17 protein-coding genes are annotated in these 19,325 nt (G+C 63.7%); 5 read left to right on the plus strand and 12 right to left on the minus strand.

Features of this window, described 5'->3' with window-relative positions; genetic code table 11:
- Positions 1-55: 55 nt before the first annotated feature.
- From V3H56_RS13535 to V3H56_RS13590, 12 genes are all read right to left on the minus strand, one after another.
- On the minus strand, positions 56-835 hold the full coding sequence (locus V3H56_RS13535; RefSeq protein WP_123579033.1) for a hypothetical protein: 780 nt from the start codon (positions 833-835) through the stop codon (positions 56-58).
- A 142-nt stretch (positions 836-977) separates the two neighbouring features.
- Positions 978-1,397 (minus strand): group 1 truncated hemoglobin, encoded by a 420-nt coding sequence (locus V3H56_RS13540; protein WP_042732172.1) that lies wholly within the window; start codon positions 1,395-1,397, stop codon positions 978-980.
- A complete protein-coding gene (locus tag V3H56_RS13545; protein WP_042732176.1) occupies positions 1,397-2,260 on the minus strand; it encodes a DUF3034 family protein in 864 nt (287 codons plus the stop codon). The genes V3H56_RS13540 and V3H56_RS13545 overlap by 1 nt, the downstream gene beginning before the upstream one ends.
- Positions 2,261-2,265: 5 nt before the next feature.
- Positions 2,266-4,623: an EAL domain-containing protein gene (locus V3H56_RS13550; RefSeq protein ID WP_042732171.1), complete on the minus strand. Its 2,358-nt coding sequence runs from the start codon at positions 4,621-4,623 to the stop codon at positions 2,266-2,268.
- Positions 4,607-5,284: a methylamine utilization protein gene (locus tag V3H56_RS13555; protein WP_338474752.1), complete on the minus strand. Its 678-nt coding sequence runs from the start codon at positions 5,282-5,284 to the stop codon at positions 4,607-4,609. The genes V3H56_RS13550 and V3H56_RS13555 overlap by 17 nt, the downstream gene beginning before the upstream one ends.
- A gap of 235 nt (positions 5,285-5,519) precedes the next feature.
- A complete protein-coding gene (locus V3H56_RS13560) occupies positions 5,520-7,463 on the minus strand; it encodes a response regulator (protein WP_338474753.1) in 1,944 nt (647 codons plus the stop codon).
- Positions 7,453-8,328 carry an ATP-binding protein gene (locus V3H56_RS13565; RefSeq protein ID WP_042732014.1) on the minus strand — a complete coding sequence of 292 codons (876 nt, stop codon included), beginning with the start codon at positions 8,326-8,328 and terminating at the stop codon, positions 7,453-7,455. Before V3H56_RS13565 ends, V3H56_RS13560 begins: the two co-directional genes overlap by 11 nt.
- Entirely contained in the window at positions 8,321-9,331 is a 1,011-nt protein-coding gene (locus V3H56_RS13570; RefSeq protein ID WP_053144735.1) for an ATP-binding protein, read from the minus strand. Before V3H56_RS13570 ends, V3H56_RS13565 begins: the two co-directional genes overlap by 8 nt.
- Complete coding sequence (locus V3H56_RS13575; RefSeq protein WP_047738555.1) at positions 9,328-9,732, minus strand: anti-sigma regulatory factor; 405 nt, start codon at positions 9,730-9,732, stop codon at positions 9,328-9,330. The genes V3H56_RS13570 and V3H56_RS13575 overlap by 4 nt, the downstream gene beginning before the upstream one ends.
- Positions 9,729-10,091 carry an STAS domain-containing protein gene (locus V3H56_RS13580; protein WP_042732012.1) on the minus strand — a complete coding sequence of 121 codons (363 nt, stop codon included), beginning with the start codon at positions 10,089-10,091 and terminating at the stop codon, positions 9,729-9,731. The genes V3H56_RS13575 and V3H56_RS13580 overlap by 4 nt, the downstream gene beginning before the upstream one ends.
- Before the next feature lie 4 nt (positions 10,092-10,095).
- A complete protein-coding gene (locus tag V3H56_RS13585) occupies positions 10,096-10,947 on the minus strand; it encodes an STAS domain-containing protein (protein ID WP_042732011.1) in 852 nt (283 codons plus the stop codon).
- Positions 10,948-11,196: 249 nt separating this feature from the next.
- On the minus strand, positions 11,197-12,066 hold the full coding sequence (locus V3H56_RS13590) for a LysR family transcriptional regulator (RefSeq protein ID WP_042732010.1): 870 nt from the start codon (positions 12,064-12,066) through the stop codon (positions 11,197-11,199).
- A gap of 111 nt (positions 12,067-12,177) precedes the next feature.
- On the opposite strand from V3H56_RS13590, the gene V3H56_RS13595 reads away from it, so the two are divergent.
- The 5 genes from V3H56_RS13595 (at position 12,178) to V3H56_RS13615 (ending at position 19,319) form a co-directional block, all read left to right on the plus strand.
- Entirely contained in the window at positions 12,178-12,783 is a 606-nt protein-coding gene (locus tag V3H56_RS13595; protein ID WP_053144547.1) for a LysE family translocator, read from the plus strand.
- A 195-nt stretch (positions 12,784-12,978) separates the two neighbouring features.
- Positions 12,979-14,100: an AAA family ATPase gene (locus tag V3H56_RS13600; RefSeq protein ID WP_047738561.1), complete on the plus strand. Its 1,122-nt coding sequence runs from the start codon at positions 12,979-12,981 to the stop codon at positions 14,098-14,100.
- Entirely contained in the window at positions 14,097-14,540 is a 444-nt protein-coding gene (locus V3H56_RS13605) for a hypothetical protein (protein ID WP_338474754.1), read from the plus strand. Before V3H56_RS13600 ends, V3H56_RS13605 begins: the two co-directional genes overlap by 4 nt.
- A complete protein-coding gene (locus tag V3H56_RS13610; RefSeq protein ID WP_338474755.1) occupies positions 14,540-16,369 on the plus strand; it encodes a hypothetical protein in 1,830 nt (609 codons plus the stop codon). Before V3H56_RS13605 ends, V3H56_RS13610 begins: the two co-directional genes overlap by 1 nt.
- Positions 16,356-19,319 (plus strand): bpX6 domain-containing protein, encoded by a 2,964-nt coding sequence (locus V3H56_RS13615; protein WP_338474756.1) that lies wholly within the window; start codon positions 16,356-16,358, stop codon positions 19,317-19,319. Before V3H56_RS13610 ends, V3H56_RS13615 begins: the two co-directional genes overlap by 14 nt.
- Positions 19,320-19,325: the final 6 nt, after the last annotated feature.

The raw sequence follows: 19,325 nt of genomic DNA on the forward strand, positions 1-19,325 counted from the left end.
GGGGCCCTGTCTGCTTGAACCAGGATCGCTCGGGCCTGTTGCCGTGAGCGCGGGTCTACAACCCCGCCGCCTGGGCAATCTGCAACCGCCAGTTTTCCGCTTCCTGCCAGTCGTTGCCGAATGACCAGGTGGTCCAGCACGGCGTGCCGGCACCGATCTGGAACTGAATCTGCAAAGTAAAGGTGTGGTGGGTCGTGCTGGACGTGTAGGTGGTGGAGTTCGACGTGCCCTTGCCGATCTCGCCGCCAAAGTGCGTGCTGCTGACCCGACGCTCGCTGTGGGTGGTATGGGTGTTGGAGGTGTGGACGGTCTGGACTTTCTCATCGACCCGCACTTGGCGAACCACTTGCGGCGCATCGATCAGCGCATGTTGGTAGCCGGACGCCTCTGCATAGAGATAGAGCACGCCGGTTTCCGGAAACAACCCGAGCATGTTTTCCCCGCGGGAGATCCAGCGATACGGCCCCAGTGCCTGTTCGGCGAGGAAGTCCGTGCAGGTCTTGTGCAGGACGACGCCGACATTGTCTTGAACGCGTTTGAGTTCGCGGCTTTCCTGGCGCCAGAACAGCGCCAGCGGCAGGCTGAAGACCCAGGTCACGCACCAGAGCAGCCCCGCGAGAATCGGACCGCCGATGTAGTGCCCCTGCCCCACCCATTTGATCAGGAAGTACCCGCAGACCAGCCCCTGAACGATCATGAACGGCTTGAGCACCACGCGCTTGCGCTGCGCCAGGCGTGCTTCGGCGGGTGGTATCAGTTGGCGGGCCTGTTCAACGCTTGCCGAAAGTGGGACGTGGGTGATTTCAGGGCGGGTAGCGATTTCGCCATGGGACATGTGGAAGGTTCCTGTGACTGCCGTGTCAGCGCCGGAGTGGCGTAAAACGCGCACTATAGCGGCTACCGGGCAGGCTGCCCATGCAGACGGCAATCAAAATATCGAACAGGCCCTTGCCTGCTGATGTCATGGCGCCGGTCCATCACTTTTCGATGACCTCGCCGCGCATCGGTGCCAGGCGCTTGATCAGGCGATTCTGCACAGGCACCGGTATGCGTTGCTCATCCATCGCAGCGATCAGGTCCTCGACCAGGGCATTGAAGTCACTGCGACTGACCTTTTGTCCTTTATGACTTTCGGCCATGGTGTCGCCGGTATAGGTGCAGGGGCCGCCCGCCTCCACGCAAAACTGTTCGATCAGTTTGTCGCGCAACCGCTGGATATCGATTCTGCGAAAGCGCTCCACGATACGGTCATCACGGGCGATGTTCAGCAACATGCCCTCGACGATCGCGGTAATTCCCGGCTGGCCGCCGAGGTCTTGATAGAGGCTGTCGTCCTTGGGCAAGGGTTGTGTGCACGCGCCCAGCAGCACGATGAGCATCAGCAGGACCCCACGCATCAGAAGCCCCCCTGAATGGACAAGTACAAGCCGTTCTGGCGATCGAGCGTCGCGATTTCACCCAGTCGCGCGTAGGCCAGTACCATTGATACGTGTTTGTTGGGGAAGTAACCCACAAACAGATCAGACCAGTCACTCTCCCCGCTGAAGGACAGGTTGTCCGGTTTCTGGCGATACTCGATACCCAAGGCCCAGCGCGGATTGAGCAACACGGCCAGCGAGCCTTCCTTCAGCACGCTGCGGGTATCGCGACGATCGCCGCCGAACCCCAATAGCCCCAGTTCGTTGGCGCGGCTGTAGCGCAGGCTGCCGTTGACCAGCAGGTTGTAGCCAAACGCCGCGCCCATGAATAGCCGACTCGCAGCCAGGTAGCCCTCGGTGTCGCTGTCGCGCCGGGCGCCCACCAGGCTGGGGATGAGAAAATCGTTCTGGTGCTTGTATTGCAGGCCGACGGAGACCTGCGGCAAGGTGTCATAGATCACGTCACCGAACAGGCGCACCTTGATGGCGTAGATGTCCTGGTCGAGATGGTCGTCCGGTAGGTTCAGCTTGTTCACCAGCGACCCCAGGTCGAAACGTTGCCGGGCAAAGGACAGCTCCACCCGGTTGTCATAGGCCACGGCCAACCCCGCCACATCCAGCCGATAATCCGGCAGGTTGACAGAGGTCGCGAACGCGGTCGCGCCCCACTCGTTCTGTTCACCGTACCCGGCCAGCATCGCCCAGGGCGTGATCCCGCCGCCCGCGGCACCTTCCAGGCTGCTGGCGCCGCCTGTCGCGATCAAGCGCCCGCCATCGGCGCAAACGTGTTGGAAGGCCAAGGCCATGCAGCAGCCGATCGACAGGAAAAAACGTGAAGCCATCATGTTCAATGAACCAGCGCTGTACGGATATTCAAAGGCAACGCCACCCAGGCCGCGAAGGCTGCGGCGCTGAGCGGCGGGCTGATCAGGTAACCCTGCGCTGTATCGCAATGCCAGCGCTCGAGTAACCGAAGGCTGTGGGCATATTCGACGCCCTCAGCCACCACCTTGAGCCCCAGGTTGTGGCTCATCTCGATCGTCGAGCGCACGATCACCGCATCTTCACTGGCCTCGTCCAGGTCGCGGACAAAAGACTGGTCGATCTTGAGCTCTTGCACCGGCAATCGCTTGAGGTGCGCCAAGGACGAATAGCCAGTGCCGAAATCATCCACCGACAGGCTGATGCCGCAATCGCGCAGCAGATGAAGGTTCTTCAAGGCCCGCTCGGGTTCGCGCATGACCGCGCTTTCCGTGACTTCGAACACCAGCTGTTCGGCTGGCAACCGGTGAGTGCGTAACAACACCGCGACCCGGTTGGGCAACTCATCGCTGATCAGGTCCTCGGCGCAGATGTTCAACGACAGTTCCAGGCACAGGCCCCGTTCATTCCACTCGGCCAGTTGACGCATGCCCTCGTTGATCACCCAATAGGTCAGGGCCTGGATACTGCCGGTGCGCTCTGCCAACGGGATGAACTCGCCAGGCGAGATCGAGCCCAGTTGGGGATGGTGCCAGCGCAGCAAGGCTTCGGCCTGGCGCACGTGATGTTTGAGGATGTCCAGCTTGGGCTGGTAATGCAGGACCAGCTCACCGTTGTTCGCCGCATGGCGCAGGTCACGAATCAACGTGATTTGACGACGGTGCGCCAGGTCGCGCCCGTGCTGGTAAACCTGCAGATGCCCTGGCATCTGAGCCGCATCCTTCATCGCGATCGATGCGCGCTCCAGCAGGCTTTGGGCGTTTTCGCCATCCACCGGGTACGCCGCGATCCCGAGGCGGCAATCCAAGGCCAAATGATGGCCGTTGATTTGCTGGGGCTTGAGCAGCAACTGCTGCAGTTGGTCGGCGATAGCCACCGCCGCGTCGCTGTCCATCCCGTCGAGCAGGATCAGAAATTCCTCGGCGATCAGGTGCGCCACGGTGTCGCCAGGTTGCAACAGGGCCTGGATGCGCTGGCCGGTTTGACGAAGCAACCGGTCAACCGTCTCGGGGTCCACTGTTTCGTTGATGCCGCGCAGGTTCTCGATGCCCAGGAAGATCAATGCCATCGGCCGTTTTGCGCTGATCGCACTGCCCAGGCGCTCCATGGCCAGTGCCCGGTTGGGCAAGTCGGTGACCGGGTCATGCAACGCATTGTGGGCCAGTTGTTGCTCACGCTCGGCAATGCCTCTTTGCATGGCGTTGACGGCGCTGGCCAACAAGCCGAGTTCATCGGCGCGCGGCAATACCACGGGGGTCTGGTAATCGCCCTGCCCGATGCGCTCCGCCGCCAAGGCCAGCGACTTGACCGGCCGCGACACCCCCCGGGCCAACAGCAAGGCACCGACCAGCGAGGCGATCAGCGCCATCAGGCTAATCACCAGGATTTTTTCATCCAGCGGCGCGAAGGCCTGCATGGCTGCGTCAAGCGGGCTTTGCAGCAAGGCGATCACTTGCCCATCGTACTCACCCGAACCGTCGGCCAGCGTCAGTAACTGGCTGAGGTAGTTGTGATTCAGGTGTTCCGTCGGCATGGCCCCGCTGCGGATGGACGAGCCGAGCATCAAGCGGGATATTGGCCCGTGCAATACCTCTGGCTGAGTGCTGACCAGCCCCCCTGGTTGTTGCCGATCGACGGCAAGAAACGACACTTGCAGGTTGGTGAGTGAGCGCAGTTCACGGGCAAAGGCCTCGTCCATGCTGAACCCCATCACCACCCTGGCCACCGGCAGAGGCGCGAGCACGGGCGTTTCCACCAACAAATGCGGCTTGCCCTGCAACGGCACGATCACCATGGCCTGGCGCGTACGTTGTGCCAGGCGCAGCGCGCCGTCGTACTGGAACAGCGATCCATCGGGCGTATGGTCAAGGGTACTGGCGAGTATCGTGCCATCCATGCTCAGCAGGATCATGTCGCTGGCATTGATCCGCTTGCCATGGTTGATCAGCACTGAACGGATGGTTGCCGCGTCCCGGCTGGCCACCGCTTCGCGAAAGCCGAAGTCGGCCGCTAACAGCTGCACGCCATCGGCCAGGCGCCGCCCCTGGACTTCCATCAGCCGTTCGAAGATGCGCGTGCCGACGTCCAGTTGTGCGTCGGCCTGCCCTCGCACGGCCGTGCGGGTCGCCGCATTGACGCTGAAATACAACAAGCCGATCACCAGCAGCGACAGCAAGATCATCACTGCCGCGACTTGCGCCTGAAAACTATTGCGCAGTTTCACGAGTGGCTCGCTTGAAGGCATCACCGAAGGCACTGGTCGCGGGCGCCATCTGTTCAGGTAACGGTTCGAGTGTCAGCGTGTAGTGCTGCTGGAGTCCGCTGGCAGGAAGTTTCAGCGTGCCGGCATCGATCGGCTGCATCCCTTTGAGCTGCGGGTGCCAAAGGGTCACGTGGTATTCACCGACCGCGAGCTTGTCCAGCGCCACGTTGCCTTGAGCATCGCTGACGGCAAAGAACGGATCGTCGGTGACAAAGACGTAGCCCAGCATGCGGTCGTGGATGTTGCAGCCCAGGACCACCACGCCAGGCTTGTCGAACAGGACCGGCTCGGAGGGCATGCCCTCGTACAGACGCAGCTCGAAGCGCTTGGCGGGTGAAAACGAGTAGACCTGGTGGCGGATGTTGTCGCTGTTGGGAAACTTGATCAGGGAGCCGGTGTGCACTGCCAGTACGTGAGGCGCAAACTGCTGGTTGCGCTGGTCCATGCTGGCGGCCAAGTCAGTTGAGGGCCCATCGATAGGGCCTTTGAGGGTAATGACCGCATCGGGTAACCGCTTGCCCGTGCCCTCGAGAATCTCGACATCAAGCTTCGCCACACCCGCCCACCCGACCGGGGCAGCAAGCAGCAATAGCAAGGCGAAAAGGGAGATTTTTTTGGCCATGCCAATTCCACTGAAAACGATGGGTGAAGGATCTGGGTGACACACCCCTCACGGCGGCACCGGCAATCACGCACTGGGCGTCTATCAGGGTATCGACCGTCTGGCGCAAACCTGAACAGGCTGGCCTGAAATTCCTTGGCGCCATGGCATGCCCAGGCCACGCCACACCTGGAGGCTCGCTCCTGTAGGCACAATTGAATGCCTGGTCTACCGGGACCCCGCCGATGTCGGGGGGTTACTGAGCATCCAGCGTGAGGCGAACTTTTTCCAGCAACTCGCTGATCTGGAAGGGCTTGACCAGCATTTCCATGCCGCTGCCCAGGAACACCTGGCGGTTGAGCGCGGTTTCGGCGTAGCCCGTCATGAACAGGATGGGCAAACCTTCACGCCAGCCTCGCGCCACATCGGCCAGTTCCCGGCCGCTCATGCGTGGCAGGCCGACGTCGGTCAGCAGCAGGTTAATGGTCGGATCATTCTGCAAGCGCTCCAACGCGGTTTCGATATCCGGTGCCTGGGTGCAGCGATAGCCCGCATCCTCCAGCACTTCGGTCACGAACAGGCGCACCGAAGGCATGTCCTCGACAATCAGCACATGCTCGCCAGAAGCCTGCGGGTCGACAATGAGCGGGGCGACGTAAGCCTGTGTCGAGTCGCCGGTGGCCGGCAGCATGATCGTCACTTCAGTGCCGCACCGCGCCACGCTGCGGATGTGCGCATCGCCGCCAGACTGACGGGCGAAGCCGTAGATCATCGACAGCCCCAAACCGGTGCCCTGCCCCAGCGGCTTGGTGGTGAAGAACGGCTCGAACACTTTGTCGATCACACTGTGATCGATGCCGGTGCCGTCGTCGCGCACCGACAACGCGACATACGCGCCATCGGCCAGGTTGGGGGCGCCATGGGAATGCGCCGCATAGGTGTTGAGCCAAATGTTACCGCCCTTGGGCAGCGCATCCCGAGCGTTGATCACCAGGTTCAGTACCGCGCTTTCCAGTTGCACCGGGTCGACCAGCGCAATCGCCGGTTTGGTGGTCAATTCGAGCTTGAGGTTGATGCGTTCGCCAATGGTGCGCATCAGCAGCTCTTCCAGCGAGCGCACTTGCTCGTTGATGTCCACCGGACGGGTGTCGAGGGGCTGCTGGCGAGCGAAGGCCAGCAGTCGATGCGTGAGGGAGGCCGCGCTCATTGCCGAATTCAGTGCCGCCTCGGCGTAAAACTGAACCTTGTCCGGACGTGCATCGGCCATGCGTTTCTGGATCAGTTCCAGGCTGGTGATGATGCCGGTCAACAGGTTGTTGAAGTCATGGGCGATGCCGCCGGTGAGCTTGCCCAGTGCGTCCATTTTCTGCACTTGCAGCAATTGTGATTCGGCGCGCGCCCGCTCGGCGACTTCCTTGGCCAGTTGCGTGGTGGTGTCGTCCAGCCGTGCCAGGTGAGAACGCTCACGGTGGCGGTGTTCGGTGACGTCCTCGATGAACACCAGGCTCAGTTGCGGCGTGCGGTACGGTGATATCTGCCACTCGGTTTCACGAATCTCACCCTGCACGCGCATGTTCAACGTGCCCTTCCAGCGTTCGCCATCGGCCAGGCGTTGGCGCAACTCGTCGAGAACCGCACCCTGGTCCTCGTCGAAGCATTCGCTGAGGGTTTCCGGGGCATGGTTGTCCTGGATCATCTGCGCGAAAGCATGGTTGCACTCGTGCACTTTCAGATGAGCATCAAGCACCGCAATTGGCGCCGAGACGTTGACGAAAATCTCGCGAAAGCGCGCCTCGCTCTCGCGCAGCGCGTTTTCGGTGTCGCGCACCCGCAGCAAGGTGCGCAGGGTCGCCAGCAGCACGTCCGGGTCCACGGGGTGAATCAGGTAGGCGTCGGCACCGGCGTTGAGGCCGGTGATGATGTCGCCGGTCTGGATCGACGCGGCCGATACATGGATCACCGGCAGCAACGCGGTGCGCGCATCGGCGCGCAAGGTACGTACGATGTCGAAGCCGCTCATGTCCGGCAGGTTGACGTCCAGGATCAGTGCGTCGATGGGCTCGCCGGCGATCCGCGCCAGGCCCTCGCTGCCGGTACCGGCCTCCAGCACCACGTAGCCGTGGCTCTCCAGGCGCCGGCGCAAGGCATAGCGGGTGGCGATGTTGTCGTCGACGATCAACAGACGAATGTCACGATTCATCGGCATTCTCCAAGGCGAGCGCCAATGGAATGGTCACGAAGAAGTTCGAGCCGACCCCCGGTGTACTGTCCATCCCGACCTCGCCCCCCAGCAACGCCGCGAAGCGTTTGCACAACGACAGGCCCAGGCCGGTTCCGCGCAGGCGTTTCTGCAAGGGCGAGTCGACCTGGATGAAGTCCTCGAACAATGCACCGTGCAGTTCCGGCGCGATGCCTATTCCGGTGTCGCTGACAGCGAAGCGCACCCGGTCCGGTCCTTCCAGGCGGGCCGAGATCCGCACTTCGCCGCGGGTGGTGAACTTCAATGAGTTGGAAATGAAGTTGCGCAGGATCTGCGCGAGTTTCTTGTCATCGGTGTACAGGCGCGGAAGGCCGACGGGCTCTTCGAAGATCAGGTCCACCGCTGATGCGTCGACGATCGGCCGGAACATCCCGCGCAGGGCCGAGAACAGGTCGAACATGTCGAACCACGCCGGGGAAATGGAGATCCGTCCGGCTTCGATTTTCGCCAGGTCGAGCAAGTCATCGACCATGTCGCTGAGTTCGCGGGCGGCGCTGCTGACGAACGCCACCTGCTTGTGCTGCTCGGGGCTGAGCGGACCGTCGAGTTCATCGGCGAGCAGGCTGTTGATGCTCAGGATCGAACCCAGCGGCGTGCGGAACTCGTGGCTCATGTACGACAGGAAGCGGCTCTTGAGGTCCGAGGCCTGGCGCAGTTGCTCAGCCTGGGTGTCGAGTTCGGCATAGAGCGCCAGCACACCCTGGTTGGTTTCATCGAGTTCGTCGCGCAGGGCGGCGTTCTCGCCCTGCAACTGGGCGATCAACGCGGCTTGCTCGGCAGGGTTCAGGGTAGACGGCTCAGCCATGGGCGGCCTCCAAGGCAACGACCAGCACGGTCACATCATCGCGTCCACGGCAGAAGTCGCGATGCAGGACAGTGGCGATCACAGCGGGATGACGGTGCACCAGGCCGGGGTAGTCTTGAAGATTCCAACGGGACTGCAAGCCATCGCTGTACATGATCAATAAATGTCCGTTCACGTGAGCATAGTCAAAGGGCTGGGCTCTGCGGTATTGGCTGCCGACGATGCCCGGGCTCGACACCAGGCCCCGCGACTTGTCCGCGCTGATAAGGGTGGCGCCGATGTTGCCAACGCCGGTAAACGTCAGGCCATCGCGCGCGGCATTGAACTGGGCGAAAGCGGCTGCGCCGCCACGCGTGCCAATCATGTCGCGGTGCATGTCCTCCATCAACAGCACCGCACTGGCGAACGGGGTCTGGGCGAACGCCCGCTCCCCCGCCTTGGCCGCGCGCTCGGCATCCTCACCGTGGCCGAGGCCGTCGATCACCAGAGCACTGATGTTGGCGCCGTTGTACGCCAGGTGCCAGGTGTCGCCACACGCCGGATCGTCGTTCAGCGAATGCTGGCTGACGCCGTAACGCACGTCCGGCTGGCGATTGCCGCGCGGATACAGCCGCGCCAGCAACACCGCTCCACGGGCATCGGCGTACACATCGAACACTTCGGTCTGGCGCGCCACGGCCCCAAGGCCGATGCCCTGGGTGCCCCCGGTGGAATACCCATCCGTCAGGCAGGCGTCCAGATCGAAGCCCTGGGCGCGATCGACCGCGAGCATCTCGATGCCAAACCCGTCGGGACAAGGTAACAGGCGCAGGTGGAGCTCGCCGCGGCTGGCGTGCTTGAGCACATTGCTGGCCAGTTCGGTGGCGACCAGGGCCACGCGTCCGGCATCGGTGGCATCAAAGCCGTTTTGCTCGGCGAGCCTTTGCGCGGTACGCCGGGCATGGCCGACCTGGCTGCTGTCTTCGATCAGCAGCACCTGGGTCAGTGACCCAGCGATCGTCATGTCCATCGGGTAATCGTGATTCGTGTGCCCTTGCCGGGCTCGGTGTCGAGCTCAAATTCATCGACCAGTCGCTTGGCACCGGTCAGCCCAAGCCCCAGGCCACCGCCGGAGGTCCAACCGTCGGTCATCGCCAGCTTGATGTCGGCGATGCCCGGCCCTTCGTCGCGAAAGACCAGGCGCAGGCCGACCCTGTCGCCCTCGTCGAGGATCTGCCAATCCATGTCGCCACCACCGCCATAGACCATGGTGTTACGCGCCAGCTCGCTGACGGCGGTTACCAGTTTGGTCAGGTCGATCAGGCGCATGCCGCATTCGGTGGCCAGTTTGCGTGCCGCTTGCCGAGCGAGCACCACGTCCTGTTCGATGTTGATCGGTTGAGTGCCGCTGCTGCGCACGGTCATGAATGGCGTACTCGTTCCTGCAGCAGTTTCATTCCGCGCTCGACGTTCAGCGCAGTGCTGACGCCGGGCAGCGTCAGGCCGAGTTCGACCAGGGTGATCGCCACGGCCGGTTGCATGCCCACCAGCATGGTCTCGGCGTCCATGATTTTCGACAGGCCGGAAATGGTCGCGATCATCCGGCCGATGAACGAATCGACCATGTCCAGTGCGGAAATGTCGATCAACACCCCGCGGGCCGACGTCTTGCTGATGCGCTCGGACAGATCGTCCTGCAGGGTCAGGGCCAGTTGGTCATGCATGTCGACCTGGATCGTGACCAGCAGAAAGTCGCCCATCTGTAGAATCGGGATACGTTCCATCGGCTCAGACCGTCTTGCCAAGGCTGACGCCCAGGCGGGTCAAGGCCAGTTTCAGTGCGTCGGCCAGGTTGGCCTTGGTGACCACGCCTTGCAGGTCGAGGCCCAGGTGCACGATGGTCTGGGCGATTTGCGGACGCACGCCGCTGATGATGCAGTCGGCGCCCATCAGGCGAATGGCGGTCACGGTCTTGAGCAGGTGCTGGGCGACCAGCGTATCAACGGTCGGCACACCGGTGATGTCGATGATGGCGATTTCCGAACCGGTGTCGACGATACGCTGCAACAGCGACTCCATCACCACCTGGGTGCGTTGCGAATCGAGGGTGCCGATCATCGGCAGCGCCAGTACGCCGTCCCACAGCTTGACGACCGGGGTGGACAGCTCCAGCAGTTCCTCCTGCTGACGCTTGATCACCGCCTCGCGGGATTTCTGGAAGGTGCGGATGGTGTGCATCCCGAACGCATCGAACAGTTCGGAGATTTCCCACAGTTGCTCGGCCAGCAGCGCCGGTTGCTCACGGTAATGAGCTTGCAGCAAGGCAAACAGCGGCCCCTTGAGGGCGAAAATGAAACTGGCGGTCTGTTGCGAATCCTGCCCGAGTTGGGCACGACTTTGGGAGAGCTTTTCGAGGAACTGGCGCGTGGACTCCCAGCCCGGGGTATTGATGTTGGTGCCGTTGTTGTTTTGCAGGCCATTGATCACCAGTTGCAGGAACTCACTGGTTTGTTGCTGCAGGTCCTGGCTTTTGAGGTTGCGGGTCGCGCCACTGGTTTCCAGTCCGTTGATCCATTCGCCCAGCACCTGCGCCTGTTTGTCTTTCATCGCCTCGAACGTGGTGTTCTGCAGTGCTGCCATGTGTGAGTTGCTCCTGAACGTAGGGGAAACCGGTGACTGAGAACGACCGGCGCGAATGAATGACCTTGGCCATCAGAAATAGTTTGGGTAGTTGTTTCGGGAATTTACAGGGGCTTAGTCCTTGATGCTCGTAATTTTTTTAACTTTGCCTGGATGTCACTTATAGCCGTGCAGATTGCGTGAATGAGTGTTGCTTTTTCGCCCGAACCGGCAGGTGCCGGCGCCGTCCACGTTAGCCCGGCCGACAAGCTAGGCCTGCGCAGGGGCGCCCAGGGTCTTGATCAGAAAGCTGCGCAGTCCATCCACCGCGATCGATCCTTGCGAGGCCCGGCTGCGATAGACCGCCACGCTCATGGATTCCAGCGCGCCCAGGCCATGTTCCTGGCCCAGCACCTGAAGGTTGGCCGGGGTGCAGCAGCGGGTCAGCACCGCCACCGCGACCCCGCTTTCCACCGCGGCGATCTGCCCGGCCAGGCTCGAACTGTTGTAGACGACCTTGTAGCGACGCCCATGGCGGACCAGGGTTTCCACAGCGGTGCGGCGGGCCAGGCTTTCTTCGTCGTAGACCGCGATCGGCAGCGGATCCCGACGCCAGAGCTCGAACTGCGGCGAGCCGACCCAGACCATGGGTTCATGGAACAGAAAGGCGCCGCGACGCGGACTGTCGCGCGAGACCAGGGCCAGGTCCAGTTCACCGCTGGCCACCCGGGGAATCAGTGCGGTGGATTGCTCACAGGTCAACTCGATGTCGACGCTGGCGTAGCGCGCCGAGAACCGTTTCAAGACCGGCGTGAGGTAAGGCGCGGCGTAATCCTCCGCCACGCCGAGGCGGATCCGTCCGCTCAGCTGTTCGCCCCAGAAGGCCCCCAGCGTTTCTGCGTGCAAGGCCAGCATGCGCCGGGCGTAGCCGAGCAGTGCTTCGCCGTCACTGGTGAGCTGGAAGTGTCGCGGGCCGCGGCTCAGGACCTGGCGACCCAAGGCCGACTCGAGTTTCTTGAGCTGCATGCTGACGGCCGACTGCGACTTGTTGATCTCAAGGGCGGCGCTCGACAGCGAGCCGGTATCGACGGCGGCGACGAAGCACTTGAGCCAATCGATCTGAAGATCCCTGGGTGTCATGGTGGAAAACCCTGCATTCGATAATCGAATACCTGAGTGCCACAATATGCGCTTTTCGTCCAGGCCTTCTCGCGTCAACATCGGCGCCTGTCATCGTGCACCGGAGCCCCCATGTCCCTCGACGCCTGGCTGTTCTACCTGCTGACCTGCTGTGGCATCGCCCTGGTGCCCGGCCCCAATGCCCTGTTGGTGCTGACCCACGGGGCGATCCATGGCCACCGCAAGACACTGTTCACCATCACCGGCGGCGTCCTCGGTTTCGTCATCGTGATCGCCTTGTGCGTCCTCGGCCTGGGCGCCTTGTTGCAAGCGTCGCTGCATTGGTTGACCGCGCTGAAGATCATCGGAGGGCTCTACCTGATCTGGCTGGGGCTGAGCCTGTGGCGTTCGGAGGCGATGACCCTGGCGGTCAACGACGTGAGCGGCTCGGCCGACTGGTCGCTGTTTCGCCAGGGGCTGCTGTCGGCGATTTCCAACCCCAAGGCCTTGCTGTTGTTCACCGCATTCATCACGCCGTTCATCGACGCCCAGCGCAATCTGATCCTGCAGGCGACGGTCATGGCGCTGACCTACGCATTCGTCGAATTCGCCGTGGAGTTCGGCGTGGCGAGCGCGGCGAACCGGGTCCGGCCGTGGCTGGCGCGGATGGGCCGGCGTTTCAACCGCATCTGCGGCGGTTTTTTCGTGGCGTTTGGGGCGTTGTTGCCGATCCGCTAGGCAGGTGCCTTCGTGGGGGGCGGCGTGAGCGACGGACGCCTGCCGCAGCCGCCATTGTGCAACGCAATGGCGGCGCATGTTCCGTGGCGGGCTCCCCCCACGAGGCTCAAGCTTGGGCCTTGCATGCCGATCAACTTCCCAGTTCGCCCTCGCCTTCAGGCAAGATAGGCCCTTTCAGATTCAGGGAAGATCCCCATGTCCGCTTCGCTCGACCTCGCCGCCACCCAGATCCGTCAGGCAGTACGCGCCGCCACCGAAGGCCTGGTCGGCCGTGAGCAACTGGCCGAGTTGATCGTGCTGGCGGCGGTTGCCCAGGAGCACATCCTGGTCGTGGGCCCGCCCGGCACGGCGAAAAGCGCGGTGGTGCGTCGGGTCGCCCAGTCCATGGGCGGGCGTTATTTCGAATACCTGCTGGGACGCTTCACCGAGCCTTCGGAGCTGTTTGGCACGGTGGACCTGAAGAAACTGCGCGAAGGCACGGTGGAAACCGACACCAGCGGCATGCTGCCCGAAGCCGACATCGTGTTCCTGGATGAAGTGTTCCTGGGCTCGACGGCCATTCTCAACACCCTGCTCGGCGTGCTCAATGAGCGACGGTTCCGCCGAGGCCACACCCAGGTCCAGTGCCCCTTGCGCGTCTGCGTCGCTGCGGCGAACGGCCTGCCCGACGACGAATCGCTGGCGGCCTTCGGCGACCGATTCCTGCTGCACCTGTTCGTGGATGCCGTCCCCGACAACCAGCTCGAAGCGATGCTGGCCGGCGGCTGGCAGTCCGAACAACGCCCGGTCCCGCAACTGCTGGGGCTGACGCCGCTCGACACGCTGGGCCAGGCGCTCAAGGACGTCGACCTGTCCCGGGTGCGCCCAGCGCTGGCCCAGGCTATTCGCCGGTTGCGCGAGGCCGGAATCCAACTGTCCGACCGCCGTATCGTCAAATCCCAGCGCCTGATCGCCGCCGCCGCGTTGCTGCGGGGCCACCGCGAAGCCAGCGAAGCCGACCTCTGGCCGCTGCTCTATGTGCTGCCGACCCGCGAGACCCAGCAGCACGGTCGCGAGGTGCTGAAAGACCTTTTGGCCCAGTGCAACAACAGCCATCTGTTCAGTGCCGTCGAAGAAGCGACGCTGCAACCGATGGCTCGCCTGCATCGCCTGCTGGAAACGGCCGAGGATTACCTGGGGCGCAGCGAGCCGCCGGCCAGCCCCTTGCTGGAAGCGCTGCTGCGTGAGATCGACGCCAACTTCAACAGCCAGACCATCCCCCAGCGGCTGCATGAGGTGCGCGGAAAAGTGGCTCACCTGCTAAGCGCCCAGGCATGACGAACAGGGTCCCACCGGCCCTCGACTGGCATTGGCGAGCGCGGCGTGAGGCCGGTCAACCCCAGGCGGCCGTGGCCTGGGGTGATGTCGCAGCGCGTCTGCACGCACGCCTGCTGCGCATGCCCGAGGATCAAACCGCTCGCCTGCAAGCCACGGCCAACCGGGACGTGCTGATCGTCACCGGCCATGTGGATGACCTGCCGTGGGTCGAGGGTGTCGACTACGCCTGTAGCGAGCCCGCCGCTCCCGGCCTCTGGCTGCCCACCAGTTGGGAACCCGATATGCCGGTGGACCTGATGGGCCAGGCGCTGCTCGACAGATTCGCCCGCGCGCCGTTGCTGTTGTGGCACGCGCCCAGGGCGGTGCTGCCCCTGGACCGCTGCCTGCCCGTCACGGCCCGGCATCTGCAACGTATTCAGGATGAGTGGGCAGGTCACTGATGCAATTACCCAAATCCCTGCAACCCTGGCGGGACTGGCTGCAATGGTTTGCCCCCGAACAACTGCCGGTGCTGACCGACCTGTTCACCCGTCTCAACCCGTTGTTGGGTCCGTTACGCGGCATGCAGCCGGGCGGCGACCCCGAACCCGACGGCCTGGGCGACCTGCAACGCCGCGGCCCCTATGAACGACTGCTGACCAGCGAATGGTTGCTGGCCGATGAGTTGCCCGACGAGTTTCTACGCAGGGCGGTGGTGGGCGAGCATCTGTTTTTGGCGCCGCGCTACCGCACGCATTACGCCACCCGCATGATTGTCGTGCTCTTTGACGCCGGCCCCTTGCAACTGGGCGGCCCGCGACTGGTGCACCTGGCCCTGCTGATCCTGCTTGCCCGCCGTGCCAGCGAAGCCGGGGCCGAATTGCGCTGGGGCATTTTGCAGGACGCGCCTCGACTGAACGAATTCAAGGGCGCCGCGCATTTGAAGCAGTTGCTCAGCGCCCGTACCTATCAGACCGTCAGTGACGAGCACTGGCGCACCTGGTGCGCCTGGCTGTCGGAACAGGCGTACGACAGCGGCGAACGCTGGCTCGTCGGTCAGCGCCTGCCGCCCACCGATAGCCGTTCGTGCACCCACCGGGTGCAGATTCAAGACAGCCTCGATGGCCGCAGCCTGATGTTCTCGCTACAGGCCGCAACCACCCGGCAAATCGCCCTGCCCTTTCCCGACAAACGCCAGGCCCTGCAACTGATCAAAGGCGAGTTCGACACCGCTCGACAGTTGGCGCGCACGCCGGTCAAGACCCCCATTGCCCGGGTGGTCCTGACCCTGGCGCCGATCATCGCCAGCAGCGGCTCCCATGTCGCTCTGAAAATGCTCGACGAGCCCGGGCTCATGGTGATCAAGCTCCCGGCGCCACGGCAGAAAAAACCGCTCGAGGTTCGCAAGACTCTCTGGAACAGCCGTGGCACGCCGCTGGCGATCACATTCCCAGGGCGCATGCCCGGTGCGATCCTGAGCTTCGACGAGCAGTTGGTCTTCTGGAACATGGACTTCGTCAAGGCGGCCGCCCGGCCTGAACGTAATCAACTGCAGATCCCCGTGGGCACGGCCACGCTGCTGCCCATGGTCTGGTTGCACAACGGCACCCACGGCGCAGTTTTCCTGCTCGACAACAAGGGACACCTGGCCTTCTGGGTGACCGACAACGGCAAGCTGCCGCCGCAGCGCGCGTCGGGGATGACGCATTCGATGGCCGATAACGTGGTGGGCATGGCGCAGGTCAGTCGCGACATGCTGGTCTATCTGCGCCAGGAAGCCGGTCGGCTGTATGTCCATCGGCTCAATGCCTGGCTCAGCCAGCCCGCGAGCGATCTGGTGGGCACGGCGAACGACGTCGCTCAGGTATTGTTCCCGGCCAGTGCATGCTGGAACCGGGCCTTTCACGGCTGTGCCTGGATGCGCCTGGTCGACGGCCACCAGCAGTGGCAGCTGGTCGCCCCCAACCTTCAGGCCGAGCAGGTCGACCTGGCGCCTGGCTGGAAAGGCCTGGGATTGCTGATCGGTGACGACGAAGTCTTTTCCATGGTCCTGCTCAGCCCTCACCAGCAAACGGTCGCCCTGTACTGCCAGGGTGAGCAGCAGGCGCTGTTCACCACCCAGGACCCCATTACCAGGATTACCTTCTGCCCGATGAGCGGGCTGGTCGCTGCACTGACCAAGGCTCGCGAGTTGGTGGTGTATGCGGTCCGAGAGGAACGCAGGGTCCTGCAGGTCATGTGCAATCCGCCGCAGCCATATTCGGAGCTAAGCACCTATGTCCGGTCCTGATATCGTCATGATCCGCCGGCCGGTGCTGAGCGGCTATCAACCGATCGAGGCATTGTGGTTTCCCGCCGAGCGCTTCAGTGAGCATGAACGGGCTCGGCTGATCCTGTCCCACTGGCAAACCGACGCCAAGGCCTATCGCTTTGCCGACGGCGACCTGCTGCGTTTTCCCAAGGCTTGTGCACGGCTGTGCGAGGGGCTGGCCGGCTGGCCGTTGATTCGCCAGGGGCGAACGCTGTGCTCGGCGCGGCTGAGCAACGAGGAAATGCAGCACCTGGCACCCGCCGATGTCTGGCTGGTACGCGGCACCCAGGTCAGTGCGCTGCACCTGCGCGAGGCCACGGCATTGGCCCCCGGCCAATGGATCGACGTCAGTCAGTACGCCCTGCTCGCCACTTATGACTGCCGCGATGCATTGCCAGAACCCCACGCCGAGCCGCTGGTTGTGCAAACCGATATCCGGGAGATCCTCGGCGATTCACTGGCGCCGGTCAGCCCCGAGCGCGAGGGGGTGATGCGGGCCCTGTTGGAGCGCCAGCGTCAGGCTGCCGTCGACAAGGCAACGGCAGCCCACCGCCCGCCCGCCTCCGCGTCTCACTCGCAGGGCCGAGGCCCGTTGAAAGATGGCCTGCCAGGCTTCATTGGGGTGGCCGTGGGCACCGGTATCTTCGCCATCAATGCCCTCAACGGTACGCGGTCCCCGACCACCGCGCCGCCTGCTGAAACCGTCAAGCCACCGCGAGCGGTGGATCCTTCCGGGTTCGACCTGGACAATGCCCTGGCGTGGGCGCTGATCGGGACTGTGTTTTTCGTACTCTTCATGTTGGCATTGATGGCCGGGCGTGCCTGGGTGCGGCGCGACGGCGTGAGGACGACGACTGGAAAAGCCACCCATGTCGCCGATGCCGCCCGCCCCGTGCAGCCGAGCGTGCCACCGCGGGCCTCGGGCCGGCCGCGAGGCCCGGCCAGGTGGCGACGCTGGTTGACCCAACTGACTCGTCACTCGCGACTGTCAGCGCTGTATGGCAAACGACAGGCCGCCTACATGCAACGCATGCTGGACATGTTCGAGAACGGCAACCTGGAAGAAGCCTTGCGCCATGCCATTCCGCTGGGCGGCGGCCAGGGCGATGCCGGCCAGGCATTCGGCACCCCCACCCGGCGCCAGGACCTGACGCTCAGCCAGCACTCAGCGCCCGGCACCCGCTTGCTGTTCGAGGCCGATCTGGAAAGCCACCTCAAGCAGGTCTACCGGCAGTCCTTCGAGCGACTGGATCGCGAGGGGCGGATCGAGGAAGCCGTGTTCGTGCTGGCCGAACTGTTGAGGGCGCGACAGGAAGCGCTCGATTACCTGGAAAAGCACCAACGCCATCAACAGGCCGCCGACCTGGCCCTGGCCTGGGACATGTCCGCCTCGACCATCGTGCGCCTGCTATGTCTGGCCGGGGATTGGCAGCGAGCGCTACAAGTCGCCCGGCGCGACAATGCGTTCGCCGATGCCGTTATCCTGCTCGAAAAGAAATGGCCCGAAGCCGCTGCGCGCCTGCGCCTGGAATGGGCGCTGGCCCTGACTGAAAAAGGCCTGTGGCTGCAGGCGGTGGACGTCATCTGGAGCCTGCCGGCAGAGCGCGAACGCGCCGCACAATGGTTGCTCGCCGCCGAGGCCGCAGGCGGCAGCCTGGCCATTGGCGCCTTGGTCAAACGCGCAATCCTGCTCCCCGACACGCTCACGGCCTATGAAACCTGGGTCGAGACACTGCGCAGCGATCCGGCGCGGGTCATGGAGCGTGCCACCCTGGCCCAGGCGCTGCTGGCGCACAAGGCCTACAGCCCCGCGCTGGCCTGGCTGGCAGCCGCGACCGTGCGGGCAATCATTTGTGACCAGGCCGGGCCACAGGCCCACCTGACCCAGAACCAGCTCCAGGCGCTGGTTAAAATGAGCAAGGACAAATTGCTCCAGGCAGACCTGCCCGGCAACGGCCTGCCTCGAAACAAACGCCTCAACCAAGGCCTTGAGCGGGTCAGCGACCCGTTGTCATTCACCGCGCCAGACAGGGGCGTTCGGGCGATCTGCGATGCCGTGCCGTTGACGGATGGACGCTACCTGCTGGCGCTGGGCGAAGCCGGTGCGTCGGTCGTCGAAGCCAACGGCAAGTGCGCCTTCCACTTCCCGGTGCCGACCCAGGTCATTGTGCTGGGCCACAGCCGCCAGGTCGCGCTGGCGCTGGCACGGCGCGGCGACGTCTGGCGCATCTGCAAGCTGGACCTGGTCAATCGCAGCGCCAGCGACTTGGGCGTGCTGATGCTGGACGCCTTCGCCAGGACGTTCGACGGCACGGCCTGGACCGTTGGCCGCGGCACGCAGTTGCGCGTCGTGGACGTGGGTCGCCGACTCGAAACCCTGTGGCACGTCGGTGACCTGCCTGGGCAGATCACGTCGATTCGGGATGACGAGCACAATGAATCGGTCTTCCTGCAGACCCCGCAGCAAGCGCTGCTCTGGCACTACCGCTTGCCCGAGCGCCGATTGCTGCGCCGTGAACCGCTGCCCGTCCGGCGTCGGGCGCACAGCTGGCAAGTGTTCGACGCGGTGGGCCGAACCGTCGAATTGTGGATCGAAGACGGCGTCGACGACGATCCCGCGCTGATGGTGTACGAGGGCGTCACGAGCAAGCGCTATCGCCTGCCCGGCTTCAATACGGAGTCCGCCGACCCGTTGCACGTCTACCCCTTCGCGCAGTGGCTGGTGATAGGTTTCAGGGTCGGCGAGGATGAGGCCCGCTGGCACTTCATACACCGCAGCAGCGACCGGCTCTGCGCCGTCATGGACTGGCCGCTGGAGCATGCGCAACTGCGTTTCGTGGGCAGCGAATGCGTGCTGTTCGATCATCAGGGGCGGTTATGGCAAATCGACGTCGCCCGCTCCACGACCGCGGCCCTTTCGGTACAGTGATCTGCC

The organism is Pseudomonas sp. MS646 (assembly GCF_036693845.1).
In the GTDB taxonomy this organism is placed as follows: domain Bacteria; phylum Pseudomonadota; class Gammaproteobacteria; order Pseudomonadales; family Pseudomonadaceae; genus Aquipseudomonas; species Aquipseudomonas chlororaphis_E.

Coding starts and splice junctions, on each gene's coding strand:
- V3H56_RS13605 (WP_338474754.1), top strand. CDS start 14,097: ATGACGAACAGGGTCCCACCGGCCCTCGACTGGCATTGGCGAGCGCGG.
- V3H56_RS13535 (WP_123579033.1), bottom strand. CDS start 835: ATGTCCCATGGCGAAATCGCTACCCGCCCTGAAATCACCCACGTCCCA.
- V3H56_RS13615 (WP_338474756.1), top strand. CDS start 16,356: ATGTCCGGTCCTGATATCGTCATGATCCGCCGGCCGGTGCTGAGCGGC.
- V3H56_RS13580 (WP_042732012.1), bottom strand. CDS start 10,091: ATGGAACGTATCCCGATTCTACAGATGGGCGACTTTCTGCTGGTCACG.
- V3H56_RS13555 (WP_338474752.1), bottom strand. CDS start 5,284: ATGGCCAAAAAAATCTCCCTTTTCGCCTTGCTATTGCTGCTTGCTGCC.
- V3H56_RS13595 (WP_053144547.1), top strand. CDS start 12,178: ATGTCCCTCGACGCCTGGCTGTTCTACCTGCTGACCTGCTGTGGCATC.
- V3H56_RS13560 (WP_338474753.1), bottom strand. CDS start 7,463: ATGAATCGTGACATTCGTCTGTTGATCGTCGACGACAACATCGCCACC.
- V3H56_RS13585 (WP_042732011.1), bottom strand. CDS start 10,947: ATGGCAGCACTGCAGAACACCACGTTCGAGGCGATGAAAGACAAACAG.
- V3H56_RS13610 (WP_338474755.1), top strand. CDS start 14,540: ATGCAATTACCCAAATCCCTGCAACCCTGGCGGGACTGGCTGCAATGG.
- V3H56_RS13545 (WP_042732176.1), bottom strand. CDS start 2,260: ATGGCTTCACGTTTTTTCCTGTCGATCGGCTGCTGCATGGCCTTGGCC.
- V3H56_RS13565 (WP_042732014.1), bottom strand. CDS start 8,328: ATGGCTGAGCCGTCTACCCTGAACCCTGCCGAGCAAGCCGCGTTGATC.
- V3H56_RS13575 (WP_047738555.1), bottom strand. CDS start 9,732: ATGACCGTGCGCAGCAGCGGCACTCAACCGATCAACATCGAACAGGAC.
- V3H56_RS13540 (WP_042732172.1), bottom strand. CDS start 1,397: ATGCGTGGGGTCCTGCTGATGCTCATCGTGCTGCTGGGCGCGTGCACA.
- V3H56_RS13590 (WP_042732010.1), bottom strand. CDS start 12,066: ATGACACCCAGGGATCTTCAGATCGATTGGCTCAAGTGCTTCGTCGCC.
- V3H56_RS13570 (WP_053144735.1), bottom strand. CDS start 9,331: ATGACGATCGCTGGGTCACTGACCCAGGTGCTGCTGATCGAAGACAGC.
- V3H56_RS13600 (WP_047738561.1), top strand. CDS start 12,979: ATGTCCGCTTCGCTCGACCTCGCCGCCACCCAGATCCGTCAGGCAGTA.